The organism is Oceanicoccus sp., from assembly GCF_029238675.1.
Lineage (GTDB): Bacteria > Pseudomonadota > Gammaproteobacteria > Pseudomonadales > Dasaniaceae > Oceanicoccus.
Window position 1 is genome coordinate 25,496 of record NZ_JAQWFR010000013.1, and the last position, 15,658, is coordinate 41,153.

Annotated in this window: 14 protein-coding genes and 1 other RNA gene; 8 read left to right on the forward strand and 7 right to left on the reverse strand. The window is 47.9% G+C overall.

Annotation, left to right across the window (positions count from 1 at the left end; all coding sequences use genetic code 11):
• Positions 1-16: 16 nt before the first annotated feature.
• Positions 17-952 carry an alpha/beta hydrolase gene (locus P8H32_RS04755; protein WP_301088590.1) on the forward strand — a complete coding sequence of 312 codons (936 nt, stop codon included), beginning with the start codon at positions 17-19 and terminating at the stop codon, positions 950-952.
• Positions 953-1,041: 89 nt separating this feature from the next.
• Here the strand turns inward: P8H32_RS04755 and serA are convergent, their stop codons facing one another.
• Complete coding sequence (gene serA, locus P8H32_RS04760; RefSeq protein ID WP_297293161.1) at positions 1,042-2,271, reverse strand: phosphoglycerate dehydrogenase; 1,230 nt, start codon at positions 2,269-2,271, stop codon at positions 1,042-1,044.
• 128 nt (positions 2,272-2,399) lie between these two features.
• Here serA and P8H32_RS04765 point away from each other — a divergent pair, with 128 nt between their 5' ends.
• Positions 2,400-3,806 (forward strand): FAD-binding oxidoreductase, encoded by a 1,407-nt coding sequence (locus P8H32_RS04765; RefSeq protein ID WP_301088591.1) that lies wholly within the window; start codon positions 2,400-2,402, stop codon positions 3,804-3,806.
• Between the two features lie 76 nt (positions 3,807-3,882).
• Entirely contained in the window at positions 3,883-4,578 is a 696-nt protein-coding gene (locus P8H32_RS04770; protein WP_297293163.1) for a fumarylacetoacetate hydrolase family protein, read from the forward strand.
• Here P8H32_RS04770 and P8H32_RS04775 read toward each other — a convergent pair.
• Together P8H32_RS04775 and rpiA are read right to left on the reverse strand one after the other, a co-directional pair.
• The gene (locus tag P8H32_RS04775) at positions 4,575-6,215 is read right to left on the reverse strand and encodes a methyl-accepting chemotaxis protein (RefSeq protein WP_301088592.1); all 1,641 of its coding nucleotides are present in this window, start codon (positions 6,213-6,215) and stop codon (positions 4,575-4,577) included. The genes P8H32_RS04770 and P8H32_RS04775 overlap by 4 nt on opposite strands.
• Before the next feature lie 181 nt (positions 6,216-6,396).
• A complete protein-coding gene (gene rpiA / locus P8H32_RS04780) occupies positions 6,397-7,065 on the reverse strand; it encodes a ribose-5-phosphate isomerase RpiA (protein WP_297293176.1) in 669 nt (222 codons plus the stop codon).
• Positions 7,066-7,222: 157 nt separating this feature from the next.
• Here rpiA and ilvA point away from each other — a divergent pair, with 157 nt between their 5' ends.
• Positions 7,223-8,755: a threonine ammonia-lyase, biosynthetic gene (ilvA, locus tag P8H32_RS04785; RefSeq protein WP_301088593.1), complete on the forward strand. Its 1,533-nt coding sequence runs from the start codon at positions 7,223-7,225 to the stop codon at positions 8,753-8,755.
• 467 nt (positions 8,756-9,222) lie between these two features.
• Here ilvA and P8H32_RS04790 read toward each other — a convergent pair whose 3' ends face one another.
• The 4 genes from P8H32_RS04790 to P8H32_RS04805 all read right to left on the reverse strand — a co-directional run bounded on the left by P8H32_RS04790 (position 9,223) and on the right by P8H32_RS04805 (position 10,776).
• Positions 9,223-9,798, reverse strand: coding sequence for a 5-formyltetrahydrofolate cyclo-ligase (locus P8H32_RS04790; protein ID WP_297293166.1), 576 nt, complete (start codon positions 9,796-9,798; stop codon positions 9,223-9,225).
• Between the two features lie 40 nt (positions 9,799-9,838).
• Positions 9,839-10,017, reverse strand: a non-coding RNA gene (gene ssrS / locus P8H32_RS04795) — 6S RNA.
• Positions 10,018-10,167: 150 nt separating this feature from the next.
• Positions 10,168-10,491 (reverse strand): cell division protein ZapA, encoded by a 324-nt coding sequence (locus P8H32_RS04800; RefSeq protein WP_297293167.1) that lies wholly within the window; start codon positions 10,489-10,491, stop codon positions 10,168-10,170.
• A gap of 75 nt (positions 10,492-10,566) precedes the next feature.
• The gene (locus P8H32_RS04805; protein WP_297293168.1) at positions 10,567-10,776 is read right to left on the reverse strand and encodes a TIGR02449 family protein; all 210 of its coding nucleotides are present in this window, start codon (positions 10,774-10,776) and stop codon (positions 10,567-10,569) included.
• 252 nt (positions 10,777-11,028) lie between these two features.
• Here P8H32_RS04805 and P8H32_RS04810 point away from each other — a divergent pair, with 252 nt between their 5' ends.
• From P8H32_RS04810 to P8H32_RS04825, 4 genes are all read left to right on the forward strand, one after another.
• Positions 11,029-11,685, forward strand: coding sequence for a UPF0149 family protein (locus P8H32_RS04810; protein WP_301088594.1), 657 nt, complete (start codon positions 11,029-11,031; stop codon positions 11,683-11,685).
• Positions 11,686-11,769: 84 nt separating this feature from the next.
• Positions 11,770-13,092 (forward strand): Xaa-Pro aminopeptidase, encoded by a 1,323-nt coding sequence (gene pepP, locus P8H32_RS04815; RefSeq protein ID WP_297293170.1) that lies wholly within the window; start codon positions 11,770-11,772, stop codon positions 13,090-13,092.
• A complete protein-coding gene (ubiH, locus tag P8H32_RS04820) occupies positions 13,092-14,360 on the forward strand; it encodes a 2-octaprenyl-6-methoxyphenyl hydroxylase (RefSeq protein WP_301088595.1) in 1,269 nt (422 codons plus the stop codon). The genes pepP and ubiH overlap by 1 nt, the downstream gene beginning before the upstream one ends.
• Positions 14,357-15,574: an FAD-dependent monooxygenase gene (locus tag P8H32_RS04825; protein WP_301088596.1), complete on the forward strand. Its 1,218-nt coding sequence runs from the start codon at positions 14,357-14,359 to the stop codon at positions 15,572-15,574. Before ubiH ends, P8H32_RS04825 begins: the two co-directional genes overlap by 4 nt.
• Positions 15,575-15,658 lie beyond the last annotated feature (84 nt).

Below are 15,658 nucleotides of genomic sequence, written 5' to 3' on the forward strand. Positions count from 1 at the left end.
CTAAAAACTTTGATGCATGAACCTAGATGCCCTAGTCGCCAACATAAAAAGCCTTGATCCCACAAGGCCACCCGCTACCAGCGATGCAGAGCGAGAGTACTTTCGTTTCTACGGCATTAACTTCGAAGAAAAAAACAACCATATCACCCACCATTTCGGCCATATCCCCTGTGACCGTTTCGATATCGTCGCCCATTATTATGAAAACAAACTCGCCGTAGAAACCTGTTTTATCGTCCATGGTTTTTACGACCATGCTGGCTTATACGGCAATATTATCGACTACTGCCTAAAAAGGAACTTTTCTGTAGTGATTTTTGATTTGCCCGGCCATGGTTTATCTACAGGTGAAAGGGCCAGCATTGCTAGCTTTGAAGATTATCAGTTGGTTTTGGCGAGTGTGTTGTTGTTTTTTAAGGGCAAGGCACCATCACCCTGGAATGCTATTGGCCAAAGCACTGGCTCTGCCATCTTGATGGATTTTTTACTGTCCGGTGAGAAAATTTTTGCTAAAACGGTGTTGCTGGCGCCGCTGGTTCGGCCAAGAGGCTGGCCGGTTTCAAAAGTCATTTATACTGTAGCTAAACCCTGGTTGTCACATATTAAAAGAAAATATGCCGATACCAGCAATGACCAGGTCTTTCATGATTTTATTCAATATAAAGACCCCTTGCAGGCAAGGCGTTTACCGTTGCAGTGGGTAGGGGCATTAAAGCAGTGGATAAGAAAGTTTATCACGGCTAAGCCCAGTCCGTTAAAGCCGTTGGTGATTCAGGGTATGTCAGATGTTACGGTTGACTGGCCCTACAATATTGGTTTGATCCAAAAGAAGTTCCCTAAAGCAAAAATAGTTTATTTAAAAACAGCAAAGCACCATCTGGCCAACGAGTCAGAGGTGATCAGAAAAACGATATTCTCGGCCCTGGATATATATTTTTCACCGGAACAATAGGTATGTCAGCAGCTTTTCCGCGGCTATTGCTGGTTAATTTAGCAAAAAAAACCGAATTGGTTTGTGTTGCTGTGGTTTAGAGCAGCTGTTTAGAACAGCACCCGGCAGCGGATAGTGCCATTGACTTCACTTAACTTCTTCAGGGCAAGTTCACTGTATTCCGCATCTATATCAATCACCACATAACCAATATCTTTGGTTGTCTGCAAATACTGCGCACGAATATTAATTTCATTCTCAGCAAATACCTGGTTAATGGCCGACATGACACCGGGCACATTGCGGTGAGTGTGAAGTAAACGGTGCATATTGGTATGTGCAGGCAGCGCAACTTCCGGGAAATTAACCGAAGAGGTTGATGTACCGTTATCACTATAACGAGCCATTTTTTCCGCCACTTCCAAACCAATATTTTCCTGCGCTTCCATGGTGCTGCCACCGATATGGGGTGTTAGGAAAACATTATCAAACTTTCTTAAGGGCGAAATAAATTCATCGTCATTGGATTTGGGTTCAACGGGGAATACATCGATAGCTGCACCGGCAAGGTGGCCAGACTCTAATGCAGCCGCCAGGGCGTCGATGTCAATCACGGTACCGCGGGATGCGTTAATTAAGATCGCATCCTTTTTAATTTGCGCCAGTTCCTGTTCGCCAATCATATTTTTTGTAGAGCCGGTTTCTGGTACATGCAAACTGACGATATCGGATTTGGCTAATAACTCACTTAAGCTGGCCACTTGCATGGCATTGCCCAAAGGCAGCTTACTGGTGACATCATAAAACACCACCTGCATGCCTAATGATTCAGCAATAACACCCAGCTGCATACCAATGCTGCCATAGCCAATGACGCCTAATTGTTTGCCGCGGATTTCAAAGGAACCGGCAGCAGATTTTTGCCAAACGCCGCGGTGGGCCAGAGCATTCTTTTCGGCAACACCACGCAATAATAAAATCGCTTCGGCAATTACCAGCTCCGCCACACTGCGAGTGTTAGAGAAGGGGGCGTTAAATACCACAATGCCTTTCTCAGTGGCGGCGGTCAGGTCGATCTGGTTGGTACCTATACAGAAGCAGCCAATGGCTATTAGCCTGTTGGCATGGCCCAGTACTTCTTCAGTCAGCTGGGTGCGCGAGCGAATGCCGACAAAGTGAGCATCGGCTATTTCCGCTTTTAGTTGGTCTTCAGGTAACGCCTTGGGGTGGGTGACGATATTGGTATAGCCCGCTGCGGTTAGGGTGTCGATAGCCGACTGGTGTACGCCTTCCAATAACAGGAATTTGATCTTGCTTTTGTCGAGTGATGTCTGGCCCATGGCGGCTGGCTCCTGAGGTAACAAGGCGATTAATAATCGGTTGAAAAAGGGATGTTTTGCAAAAAGGCGCGTATGGTATCATACCCGTCTTATTCTGCTACCACCCGTTTACCCCATAAGGTCTATAAATGAGCGAAATACCCACGCTATCAGCCGCTGTGCTGGATTCACTGCAACAGATTGTTGGTACCGATAAAGTGCGTCAGGATGACGAGGCCCTAGCTACCTTTGGCACTGACTGGACCAAGGTCTACCAGCCCCAGCCCAGCGCCATTGTCTTTCCAAAGACAATAGAGCAGGTACAAGCTATTGTGTGCCTGGCCAATGAGCATAAGTTGGCCCTGGTGCCTTCCGGTGGTCGTACCGGTTTATCTGCCGGTGCAGTGGCGGCTAACGGTGAGATTGTGGTGGCTTTTGATTACATGAACCAGATCTCCGATTTTGATCCGGTTGATCGCAGTGTAATTTGTCAGGCGGGCGTTATTACTGAGCAGTTACAAATGTACGCCGAGGAGCAGGGCCTGTTCTATCCGGTGGATTTTGCCTCCAGTGGTTCCAGTCAAATCGGCGGCAATATCAGCACCAATGCCGGCGGTATTAAGGTGATTAAATACGGCATGACCCGCGATTGGGTGGCGGGCTTAAAAGTTGTTACTGGCAATGGCGATATAGTTGACCTCAATCGCGGCCTGATGAAAAACAATGCCGGTTATGATTTGCGCCAACTGTTTATTGGTGCCGAAGGGACTTTAGGTTTTGTGGTTGAGGCGACTATGCGTTTATCACGCCAGCCAAGTAATCTAACAGCATTGGTATTGGGCGTTCCCGAGTTTTCAGCGATTATGGATGTTTTAAATACCTTCCAGTCTGAAATGGATTTAACCGCTTTTGAATTTTTCTCAGAAAAAGCGCTGCAGAAAGTGGTAGCCCATGCAGACTTACAGCGCCCTTTTGAAACAGAAGCTGAGTTTTATGCTTTATTAGAATTTGAAAATACTAATGAAGAAACAGAAGCGCTAGCGATGAGTTTATTTGAGCGCTGTATGGAAGAGGGCTGGGTATTAGATGGCACCATGAGCCAAAGCATTGAGCAGCTGAATACTTTATGGCGCTTGCGGGAAGATATTTCTGAAACCATTTCCCAGTGGACGCCTTATAAAAACGATATTTCTACGGTAATTTCAAAAATCCCTGATTTCTTATCGGAAGTCGAAGCGGTGGTGAATAAAGAATACCCCAATTTTGAAATTATCTGGTTTGGCCATATTGGCGATGGCAATGTGCATTTAAATATTCTTAAGCCTGATGATTTGGCGAAAGAAGAATTTTTTGAGCAGTGTAATAGAGTGAGCAAGTGGGTCTTTGAGATTGTTGAAAAATATCAGGGCAGTGTCTCAGCTGAACATGGTGTGGGGCTGACCAAGAAAGCCTATTTGCCTTATTCGCGCAGTGAGATTGAAATTGCTCTAATGAAGCAGGTAAAACAGGTTTTTGACCCGAATGGTGTCATGAACCCGGGTAAAATATTTGATTAACCCTTTGTCGTCCCCGCGCAGGCGGGGACCCAGATTCCCGCCTGCGCGGGAATGACGGTGCTTTGAGGTTTTCCTATTGCAAACATATAGTCATCAATTAGCTTCAGATATTCTCTGCACCGATCAGTTAGGTAAAATTGTCTGCGTTGGTCGTAACTATGCCGACCATGCCAAAGAATTAAATAATCCAGTCCCTAAGCAGCCGCTGTTATTTATTAAGCCAGCAACGGCAGCTGTTTCTATGTATCAACCTATTGCCATACCCCAGAACCTCGGCGCCTGCCATCATGAGTTGGAGATGGCGATATTAATTGGTGAGCCTTTAACGCAGGCCTCAGAACAGCAAGTAGAGAAGGCGGTTGTTGGTATTGCATTAGGTCTGGATTTAACACTGCGTGATGTTCAGGATGAGTTAAAAGCAAAAGGCCAGCCCTGGGAAAGAGCAAAGGCGTTTGATGGCTCTTGTCCTTTGTCGGCTTTTATAGAAGCCGATGGTGTTGATCTTCAGGCTTTGGATATCCAGCTGGAGATCAATGGCGTGTTAAAGCAATCTGGTAATACTGGTGGTATGTTATTTTCTGTAGTGACTTTGTTACAAGAGATTAGCCGGAGTTTTACCTTGCTGCCGGGTGATGTGGTTTTGACCGGCACACCGGCGGGGGTTGGCCCTTTGCAAAATGGTGACCGCTTAAAAGCCAGTTTGGGTGATTTAATCACTATAGAAACCACCGTCATTCCCGCCGTCGCGGGAACGACGGGTGGTGGAATCTAAGTGGTAAATTCATTGACCATTGAAGCCAAGTGACTGGCAGCTTCCTTAAGCTCAGTACTGGCCTGATCCACCTCTTTAATCTGGTGCTCAGAACTTTTGGCTACATCAGAAATATTAACCACATTGCGAGAAATTTCCTGGGATACCGACATCTGTTCATCGGTGGCGGTAGCAATTTGGCTGTTCATTTCTGTGATCATTGAAACCGCACCGGAAATAGCCATTAATGAGGCGCCCGCTTTTTCTGCTTCGCTAACGGTGCGTTCCATTACCTCAGTACCATCGGCCATATTCTTAACCGCGTCTTGAGTTCCGTCTTGCAGGCGCTCAATCATTTCCTGAATTTCTTGCGTGGACTCTTGAGTCCGTTGCGCCAGTGAGCGCACTTCATCGGCTACAACCGCAAAGCCCCGGCCCTGTTCACCGGCTCGCGCCGCCTCGATAGCTGCGTTTAAGGCCAGTAGGTTGGTTTGTTCGGCAATGCTGCGAATAACATCCAGTATCGATCCGATAGTCGAGCTGTCATCGGCAACCCGATTGATGACATCACTGGCATTATTAATACGGGCGGAAAGGCTGTTAATAGAGTGAATAGCCTGCTCAAGAATTTGTGTGCCTTCGTCGGTTTCACGGTTGGCTTCCGTCGCCGCTTCAGCTGCTTGTTGGGCATTGCGGTTAACTTCTTCAATTGCGTTGGTCATTTCGGTGGAAGCGATGGCTACCTGGTCGGTTTCACGGTTTTGAACGGTGACGCCTTCACGGGTCAACTCGGTGGTATTAGACAGGATGCTGGCATAGACCTGCAGCTGGCTACTAGTCGTGCCCACATCTTCAATAATGTCGTGGAATTTATCCATCATCCGCTGGAAAGCGCTGGCAACCTGGCCGATTTCATCTTTTTGCTCAATGCAGACTTTAACGGTGAGATCCTGGTCGCGGTCCACCTGCTCAATCAGGGTGCGTAGTTCATTTAGCGGGCCCGAGATGCTGCGGCCTACCCATACACCGGAGGCAACCATAATAATAATAGCGACAGCACCCACGGTAATCGAAACACTCAAAGAGTCATCGTAAACCTGTTGGGCAGCGGTGCGCTCCTGCCTGGCTATCTTTAATTGCAGTTCAATCAAGGTGGCAATTTGCTCGGCGATAGGGTCTATAGACTCAAACAGGCCGCTGTTGTAGTCGGTAATTAAAGTGTTGCCGCCTTCATCAAACTGCAGCGTGTCACCCATCTCTGCCAGCATTTCAGCGGCTTCGATAATAATACCTTCAGCATCCGGAAACAGCGCTTCAGTGGCTCTAACGGTCTGGCTTTCATCGGTGTTAAGGGCGCCTTTGGTGTACTGCGCCCAATTGTCTTTAATCACCTTTTGACCCCGTTCTAATTCCAGCAATGCCTGGTCCGGGCTGACCAGGCCGTTGTCCGCTTTGTTGATTGCATTGATGATAGCGGTATAGCCATCCATCGTGCTTTTAAGCTGGGTCAGGGGGACTAGCCTGTCGTCATAAATTCTTCCAACACCTTGATTTATAACAGAAAAAGAGGATAGGGATGAGACAACCAGTGCAACAATAATAACCAGTGGAATACCCACCAGAATGGCTAATCGTTGACCGACATTAAGACTTTTCATTAACGGTACACCTACATAAATTTGACGGTAAACAGGGTAACCCGATTTAACACTTTCGACAGGGATTACTTAACATATTTGACTCGTAAGTATAGGAGTAATCTCTAGTAATGCGTTATGTTGGCAGCTATTTATATCTGTTTAATGAAGATATTTTGATCTTGGCGGGGGCTGATGGTAATCAGCTTAATCGTTTAATGCCATCGGGGGTGGCCAGCAGCAATATATCTGCTGGCCTGGTGGCGAATATACCATTGGTAACGACACCGGTAATATTATTAATCTTTTGCTCGGTTTCGCCGGGATTGGGGATCATAAAGTTAAAGACGTCGAGAATAATATTGCCGTTGTCGGTAACAACACCTTCACGATATACCGGGTCACCTCCCAATTTGACCAGCTCCCTGGCCACATGACTGCGGGCCATGGGGATCACTTCTACCGGTAGTGGGAATTGCCCCAGCTGATCGACCAGCTTGCTGCCATCGGCAATGCAAACAAACTCTTTGGCCACGGCGGCTACAATTTTCTCGCGGGTTAAGGCGGCGCCACCGCCTTTAATCAAGGCAAGTTGTGGGTCAGACTCATCGGCACCATCGACATAGACGGTGATTTCATCCACCGCATTTAAGTCAAATACGGGAATGCCGTGTTTCCTCAGTCGCTCAGCGGAGGCCTCGGAGCTTGCAACGGTGGCATTGACCTGGCCTTTGATCTCCGCCAGATAATCAATAAAGTAATTAGCGGTTGAGCCGGTGCCAATACCGATTACGCTGTCGTCTTCAATTTTAGGCTTGATGTAATCCAGGGCGGCACGGGCAACGGCTTGTTTGAGTTCGTCTTGGGACATTGTCATTGTCGTCATTGATGGCGGCCTTATAGCTGAGCTAGTGAAGGTCGCCATTATAGGGTTGCTATGAATGATCGGCTACTAATAGATGGGAGATTGTGCTGAATTTTTCGTCTTAAGGTATTAGTATGCATGCTTTACAGGAGAGAGTTGCCCAATGCCACAGCGTTATATCAAGAAAATCCTCGATGCCCGTGTTTACGATGTCGCTATCGAGACGCCCATAGATGAAGCTCCATTACTGAGTAAGCGCTTTAACAACCATATTTTATTAAAGCGGGAAGACTTGCAGCCGATTTTTTCTTTTAAGCTCCGTGGCGCTTACAACAAGATGATGCATCTCAGTGATGAGGAGTTGGCCAGGGGAGTGGTTGCAGCTTCTGCGGGTAACCATGCCCAGGGGCTTGCCCTGGCAGCGTTAAAGCTTGGGGTTAAGGCGATTATCGTGATGCCCAAAACCACACCGGCAATTAAAGTGGATGCTGTACGTAGCCGCGGTGCCAAAGTGGTGCTCCATGGTGACACGTATGATGAGGCGTCTACCCATGCCAAAAAACTCGTTGAAGAAAAAGGCCTGGTCTATATCCACCCTTATGACGATCCTGATGTGATTGCCGGGCAGGGCACTATCGGCATGGAAATTTTGCGCCAACTTAGCGGCCCCCTGGATGCGATCTTTGTACCGGTGGGTGGCGGAGGTTTATTGGCGGGTGTTGCCGCCTATGTGAAATACGTTCGTCCCGATGTCAAAGTGATTGGTGTTGAGCCGGAAGATGCCGCTTGTTTAAAAGCCGCGATGGAAAAAAACCGACGCGTCACCTTGCCCCATGTCGGTATTTTTGCCGACGGTGTAGCGGTAGCGCAAATAGGCAAAGAAACTTTTCGGGTGATTCGTAAAACCGTTGATGAGGTCATTACCGCCAGCACGGATGAAATGTGCGCGGCCATAAAAGATATTTTTGATGACAACCGCTCAATCGCAGAACCGGCTGGCGCCCTGGCCCTGGCCGGCTTAAAAAAATACGTTGAGCAAAATAATGTGCAAGGCCAAACCCTGGTGGCGATTGAAAGTGGTGCCAATACCAACTTTGATCGCCTGCGTTATATTTCTGAGCGCACCGAGATTGGTGAAAAGCGCGAAGCGGTTATCAGCGTTACCATCCCCGAGCGCCCCGGCAGTTTTAAAAAGTTTTGCTCGGCTTTAGGTAAGCGCAATATCACCGAGTTTAATTATCGCTATGGTCACCAGCGTGATGCACAGATTTTTGTGGGAGTGCAGGTCACCCCCGGGGGCAATGATCGCGAAGAACTTATCGCCGGCCTTGAGGCAAAACAATACCCGGTGATGGATTTAACCGATAACGAAATGGCTAAGCTGCATATTCGTCATATGGTGGGTGGGCATGCACCGGCTGAAGTGCCAGAAGAAGTGGTCTATCGCTTTGAGTTTCCAGAGCGCCCCGGCGCCTTGCTAAACTTTTTAAGCAGGCTGGGCCAGCAGTGGAATATTTCGATGTTTCATTACCGAAATCACGGTGCGGCCTATGGTCGTGTTTTGGTGGGCTTGCAGGCCTCCAGGGCTGACCGTAAATCGCTGGAGGCTTTTTTTACCCAGTTGCAATATTCCTATCAGGAAGAGACAGATAACCCCGCTTACCAGCTATTTTTAAGTGGCCAAACCGGTGCATAGCCGAGGTCAAGTTGGTGTTATTTAGTGCGGGGCTTAATCGGGGGTTAGCCCTATTAGCTGCTGCAGCTTAAGACGGAAGTATTTAACTGTTTGAAAATATTACTAAAATAAAAAGCCTCCCCCTTTCCTGCCCCTCTGGCACGGTTCTTGAAACACTCCAGGCAATCGCCGTTATGTATCGCCATGCGTCGTAGCGAACCGTTGTTCCCGCGCAGCCGGGAATAACGCTCTTTTGCGACCGGGTTAACACAGCTTATAAAGCGGCCGTCACAAGATAGCAAACAGGGCTTTGCAGGCGGTTCGGTTTTTCTTTAGTTTTAAAGGGCAACGGCAAAACAGCCAATTAAACAGCGTTTGTCAGGGGAATAGAATATGACTAAAAATGTAGATGCACTAGCAGTAACCGTTATCTTATTTAGTGTAGGTACGGTGGTAACCGGAACTTTACAGATGTTATGGGCTTAGCTTTAGTTAATCACTTCCCTGTCAGTAGCAATGGTTGGCAGCGGAATATCCCAGCTCTCCTGTTCTAATAACTCTACTTCCTGGCACTGATGCGCCAAGCCCACCAAGTGCGGTTGTTTCATCTTCGGTATAAGCTGGCTGTTTTCAAAACAGCGATCATAAAAACCTCCTCCCATTCCTAATCGCCCACCATGGCGGTCAAAACCCACTAGCGGTAAGAACACCATATCCAGTTCAAAGGCATCTATACGTTGGCTGTTGTCGGCGGGCTCCGGTATGCCAAAGCGATTGGGGGTCAGGCGATCACCAGGTTGGTAGCGGACAAACCATAGTTCATCACCTGCTACCACAGGCAGGTAGCAGCGACGATTTTGCTGGTGTGCCATAAGCAATAAGGGGAGGGGGTCAATTTCGCCATCATTGGCCAGGTAAAAGGCGATATCCTGGTGGCGGCCAAAGAGTTCAGCACCGCTGACCTGACGCTCAAGTTGCTGGCTGGCTATCTGCTGTTGTTGTTCCGATAGTGCCCGGCGCCTGGATCTGAGGCTTTGGCGCAGTTGCTGGCGTGATGTGGACACTGGTTCCAAGATAATCGCTCTTCAGTGAGGCGTAAAATAAGAGCTTCCCAGAATACCGCTGACAACATGGCCCTTGAACCCAACGGTTCAAGGTGGTGGTTCCCGTGCTATATCGGGCTTCCCGTCGAGCAGGCATGCACGCCAATAGCACTAAAACCTCCGGGGGTAATGCGCATCGGCTCAGGGGTCTAAGCTGTCTGGCAAATATCCCAGGGAGCAGCAGCGATTATAACTGAGAAATAGGCGGCTAGTAATAAAACATCTGTCATTCCCGCGCATGCGGGAATCCAGCGCTGTAGATTTCCGCCTTGGCGGAAATAACAGCATAAGTATGCAGTGTGGGTTCCCGCCTGCGCGGGAATGACGGTGTTAGCCGATTTCTAGCTGACGAAAACGGTGCAGGGCTTCATCTAGTTTAGAGTTAAGGTTTTTTAACTGGGCGCTGCCTGGGGCTTTGGCGTTATCGTCCGCTGGGGCTGAATCGCCATCTTGCTGAATTAATTCATTGCTGATGTTTAACGCCGCCATAACGGCAATACGCTCAAGGCCAATCACTTTGCCATTGGCGCGGATATTACGCATTTGCTGGTCCAGATACCGGGCAGACTGAGCCAAGGCTTCCTGTTGTCCAGGAGGACAGGCGACTTGATACTCCTTGTCCAGTAGTTTGACGATTACAGTCTCATTGCTCACGGTTCTTGCCTCAATTACGTTTTACTACAGTGTTACTACAGTGTTACTACAGTATCACTGCGGTATTGCTGATATTTAAGATTCTTGTTCAAGCATTTTTAGGCGGGATATCATCGAATCGACCTTGTTACGAGCGATTTCAGTTTTCTCGACCAGTGACTCGCGCTCATCAACCCAGCCCGCAGCATCCGCCTTTAGGGTCCGGTTTTCCTGGTCCAGTTGTTCACACAGTTGAATCAAATCGTTGATCTTGGCCGATAAAGCTTTTAATTGTGGGTCTGCCATTTATTTCCGCCGAGCCTAACTAGGGAGTTAAAATAATAATTATAAAAATACTGCTTAAATATAGTTGTGCATGGGCGGGTGGTCAATTTAATAAAGTGTTTAAATTTCAATGGTATAGGGAATATTTGAAAAATATTTATCACTATGGGAGGCCCTTCGCATAAATCCTTGCTTAAAGCTTGGTCGATTTTGCCTTAATGAGTCGGTACTATTCGCCGCTCAATTGTATCCACGTTATAAGTAGAGAAGCCCATGTCGACCGAAATCCCTATGCCTGAATTTGACCAACTTGCCGATGTTTACTGGCGCTTAGGGGGGATGCAGTCTCCTTCGCAGCTCCATGGTTATTTGGTTGGCCAGCTCGCCGTGGGTGAAGAGTTGCAACCTGAAGTCTGGTTACAGCAGGCGGAGGTATTTATTGATGCGGTGGAGCCACCTAATGAAGGCGATGCCAAGGTATTGTTGGCTTTATATGGCGCTACCCATGGTTACTTGAAAGCCGGTGAAATGGGGCTGCAAATGCTGCTACCTGACGATGCTGCGGAAATCACCCAGCGGGTGGATTCGATTGGTCAGTGGTGCCAGGGTTTTATGGCGGGTTTCGCCCAGGGGGGAAAAGCGATTGCCGAGCAGCAGGGGCAGCAACAGTATTCTCAAGATGTGTCTGAGGCTTTAAGTGACCTTGCGGCGATTAGCCAGATTAGTCTTGGTGATGACGATACCGACTTGAACCAAAGTGAGCAGAATATTTTTGAGATAACAGAATACTTAAGGTTGGCGGCGATTACGATTTATATGGAATGTGCCCATGCCGCAAAAACGGCTGCGGGCGAGAGCGCTGAAGCCAAACCCGATGCGGTCGGCACAGTGAATAATTTGTTTGGCAAGTCGGATAATAAGTTGCATTAAGGTTCGGGCTTGTTACAGTCGTTATTTGCGCAGAAACGTCATTACCGCGAAGGTGGGAATGACAAAAGTTAAGAAAAGGCACTTATGAAGATCAGCAAAAAAGAATTTGCCCGGCGCCGTAAAAACCTGATGGCTCAAATGGAGCCGGACAGTATTGCCATCGTGCCCGCGGCCCGCGAAACCATCCGCAACCGCGATGTGGATTATCCCTTTCGTCAGGACAGCGACTTTTATTACCTGACCGGCTTTGCCGAGCCCGATGCCGTCCTGGTGTTATTACCCGGCCGTAAACATGGCCAATATATTTTATTCTGCCGCGACCGCGACCCCACCATGGAATTATGGAACGGTTACCGCGCAGGGCCAGAAGGTGCAACCGTCGACTATGCGGCGGATGATGCTTTTCCAGTCAGTGATATCGATGATATTTTGCCAGGCCTGATTGAAGGCCGCGAGCGGGTCTATTACGCCATGGGTCGCCACGCTGAATTTGATCGCAAGGTAATGAAGTGGGTGAATGTGATTCGCTCACAAGTTCGCACCGGTGCACATCCTCCGGGGGAGTTTTTAGATTTAGACCACTTGCTGCATGACTTGCGTTTATATAAAAGTGCCGCCGAAGTGCGAGTGATGAAAAAGGCCGGTCAAATTTCAGCGGCTGCGCATGTGCGTGCTATGCAACTTTGTAAACCCGGTGTGGCAGAGTATCAACTGGAAGCAGAAATACAGCATGAGTTTGGTCGCAATGGCGCACGCTTTGCCGCTTATAACTCTATTGTCGGTGCTGGTAAAAATGGCTGTATTTTGCACTACACAGAAAACCGCGATGTGATTAAAGACGGTGATTTAGTCTTGATCGACGCCGGTTGTGAATTGGAACATTACGCCGCTGATATTACTCGCACCTTTCCCGCCAATGGAAAATTTTCCAAAGAACAAAAAGCGCTTTATGAATTGGTATTAAAAGCGCAGCTTGCCGCTATTAAAACCATCAAGCCTGGCAATCATTGGAATCAATCCCACGATGCCACCGTGAAAGTGATTACCAAAGGTTTAGTTGAGTTAGGTTTACTCAAAGGCACAGTCAGCAAGCTAATAGAAAAAGAAGCCTATAAAGATTTTTATATGCACCGCGCCGGTCATTGGTTAGGTATGGATGTGCATGATGTGGGTGATTATAAAGTCGGCGATGAATGGCGCGTGCTGGAAGAAGGTATGGCCATGACCGTTGAGCCTGGTATCTATGTTGCTACCGACAATAAAAAAGTGGCCAAAAAATGGCGCGGTATTGGTATTCGTATTGAAGACGATGTGGTCGTTACCAAAGACGGCTGTGAAGTCTTAACTAAAGATGTCCCTAAAACCGTTAAAGAGATTGAAGTCTTAATGAACGAGAGTGCTGCCTAATGACCTTTAGTACTGACACTTACGATATTGTTATCGCCGGTGGTGGTATGGTGGGCGCCAGTCTGGCTTTGCAGTTAAGTTGCCATAGTCAACAACAGCTACGTATTTTAGTGGTAGAAAGCTTCCCTGTTGCTGAAAAAAAATCCTCGGAAGCCCCAACCTATAGCCCAAGCTTTGATGCACGATCAACAGCACTGTCTTATAGCAGCCAGTTAATTCTTGAGCCCTTGGGTGTTTGGCCACTGCTAGCCAGGCATAATGCAGGAATAAAAAGTATTCATGTGTCAGAGCGAGGTCAGCCGGGCTCAACCATAATGCACTCGGAAGATGTAGATTGGCCTGCCCTGGGTGGTGTGGTTGAAAATGCATGGCTGGGTAATGTATTACTTAATGCACTGCATAAAAACAATAATATTGAATTCCTTGCTCCGGCATCTGTAAAAAGCATTAACCCTCAACAGCAAGGGGTTGAGTTAACTGTAGAGCAACATGATCGTGAAAAAACCATTGGTGCCCAGTTGGCCATTATTGTCGACGGTGCCAATTCGGGTTTACGGGAAAAGCTGGGGATCAGCACTAAAGAGCATAACTACCAGCAGGCAGCACTGGTCGCCAATGTTAGTTTTACCAAGGCCCATAATGGTTGCGCCTATGAACGTTTTACTGACCAGGGTCCAATGGCTTTGTTACCACTAAGTGATAGCGAGCTTAGCCAGCCTCGCTCTGCCTTAGTATGGAGCTTGCCCAATGATCAAGCTCAACATCTATTAAGCTGTGATGAAGCGGAATTTTTACAGACCTTGCAGCAACGCTTTGGTCATCGTCAGGGCGAGTTTATTCGCGTGGGTGACCGCTTTAGCTATCCGTTAAAACTGGTTGAGGCGCAAGAGCAGGTACGCTCTGGTATTGTGGTGATGGGCAATGCGGCACATTCACTGCATCCTGTTGCCGGCCAGGGTTTTAATTTGGCGTTGCGTGACTGTGCGCGCTTAACCCAGGTGTTAGCGCAAGCTTATCAGCAAAAACACGCTCTGGGTGATCTGGGCTTATTGCAAAGCTATCAACAACAGCAATACCTTGATCAACAAAAAACCATTACCTTCTCCGATCAGTTGCCGGCTTTATTTACCCGCAAGCAATGGGCTTTAAGTTTATTTCGCGGTCTTGGCTTGGGAGTGCTTGATATTGCTCCACCATTAAAATCTCAGTTTATTCATCATGCCGCAGGTTTGCATGATGGTGCCGCACTAGGTCATCACTTATCATGAATAGCGTAAAAACCTATGATGTCATCATTGTTGGCGCAGGTATTGTTGGTGGCGCATTGGCTTGTGCCTTGGGTGGCAGTGACCTTAAGGTCGCTGTTATAGAGGCGCAGCCACTTAATACTGACTGGCCAGAACAGTCAGAGGCTATTGATGGTTTTGATGCGCGAGTCAGTGCGTTAACCCTTGCCTCCAAAAACTTTTTAAACAGCATGGGTGTGTGGGAGCTTATTGCTGGCCGCCGAGTGAGCCCTTACAGAGAAATGCATGTATGGGATGCGGAGGGCACTGGCAATATCCACTTCAATGCGCAGGATGTTAACCAACCTGTGTTGGGGCATATTGTAGAAAACCGAATTACCTCCAAAGCTTTGCTGCAAAAAATTCAACAGTACAATAACATTGATTTTATTGCCCCCGCCAAACTGGAAACTATTCAATCGGGCGATGATAGTAGTTATCAGCTATTACTTGATGATGGTCGAACACTGGATGCCGCTTTATTAGTCGCAGCTGATGGCGCCAATTCTAAAGTGCGCAACCTGGCTGGTATGGAAATGCGTGAGTGGGATTATGGCCACGACGCCATTGTAGCCACGGTTAAAAATGAAAACTCCCATCAACAAACCGCCTGGCAACGATTTTTACCTGAAGGACCGCTGGCGTTTTTACCCTTGTCCACTGCGGATCATCATCAACAATACTGTTCAATCGTCTGGTCGGCTATTCCCTCGTATGCCGAAAATTTAATGGCGTTAGATGATGCAGATTTCTCAGCCGCTTTGGGCACTGCTTTTGAAAATACCTTAGGGGAAGTGTTAGAAGTTAGCCATCGTTTTAGTTTCCCGCTTCGCCAACGTCATGCGGTGGATTATGTCAAAACCGGTTTGGCTTTGATCGGCGATGCGGCACACACTATTCATCCGTTAGCGGGACAGGGTGTAAACCTTGGCCTAATGGATGCACTGGCTTTAAGTGAAGAGTTATTGCGGGCGCAGCAGCGGCAATTAAACCCGGGCTCGCTAGCTGTGCTTGAGCGCTATCAACGCCGACGCAAAGCGGCAAACCTGTCGACCATGGCGGGGATGGAAGGCTTTAAGCGTTTATTTGAACAGCCGGCACTCCCTATTCGTTGGGCGCGCAATGTCGGTATGCGTTGGTTAAATAAAACGCCGCCGTTAAAAAACCAGCTAATAAGACAGGCGATGGGTTTATAACTTTACTGAATACCCCCACCAATTAGTTGCGGTAGAGTGTTGCAAACGTTAATGATAATAATTATCATTAACGGCTTGTTATTC

Bases quoted from the DNA above. Each gene is read 5' to 3' on its own strand.
- P8H32_RS04755 (WP_301088590.1), top strand. From the start codon at position 17: ATGAACCTAGATGCCCTAGTCGCCAACATAAAAAGCCTTGATCCCACA.
- serA (WP_297293161.1), bottom strand. From the start codon at position 2,271: ATGGGCCAGACATCACTCGACAAAAGCAAGATCAAATTCCTGTTATTG.
- P8H32_RS04765 (WP_301088591.1), top strand. From the start codon at position 2,400: ATGAGCGAAATACCCACGCTATCAGCCGCTGTGCTGGATTCACTGCAA.
- P8H32_RS04775 (WP_301088592.1), bottom strand. From the start codon at position 6,215: ATGAAAAGTCTTAATGTCGGTCAACGATTAGCCATTCTGGTGGGTATT.
- rpiA (WP_297293176.1), bottom strand. From the start codon at position 7,065: ATGTCCCAAGACGAACTCAAACAAGCCGTTGCCCGTGCCGCCCTGGAT.
- ilvA (WP_301088593.1), top strand. From the start codon at position 7,223: ATGCCACAGCGTTATATCAAGAAAATCCTCGATGCCCGTGTTTACGAT.
- P8H32_RS04805 (WP_297293168.1), bottom strand. From the start codon at position 10,776: ATGGCAGACCCACAATTAAAAGCTTTATCGGCCAAGATCAACGATTTG.
- P8H32_RS04810 (WP_301088594.1), top strand. From the start codon at position 11,029: ATGTCGACCGAAATCCCTATGCCTGAATTTGACCAACTTGCCGATGTT.
- pepP (WP_297293170.1), top strand. From the start codon at position 11,770: ATGAAGATCAGCAAAAAAGAATTTGCCCGGCGCCGTAAAAACCTGATG.
- ubiH (WP_301088595.1), top strand. From the start codon at position 13,092: ATGACCTTTAGTACTGACACTTACGATATTGTTATCGCCGGTGGTGGT.
- P8H32_RS04825 (WP_301088596.1), top strand. From the start codon at position 14,357: ATGAATAGCGTAAAAACCTATGATGTCATCATTGTTGGCGCAGGTATT.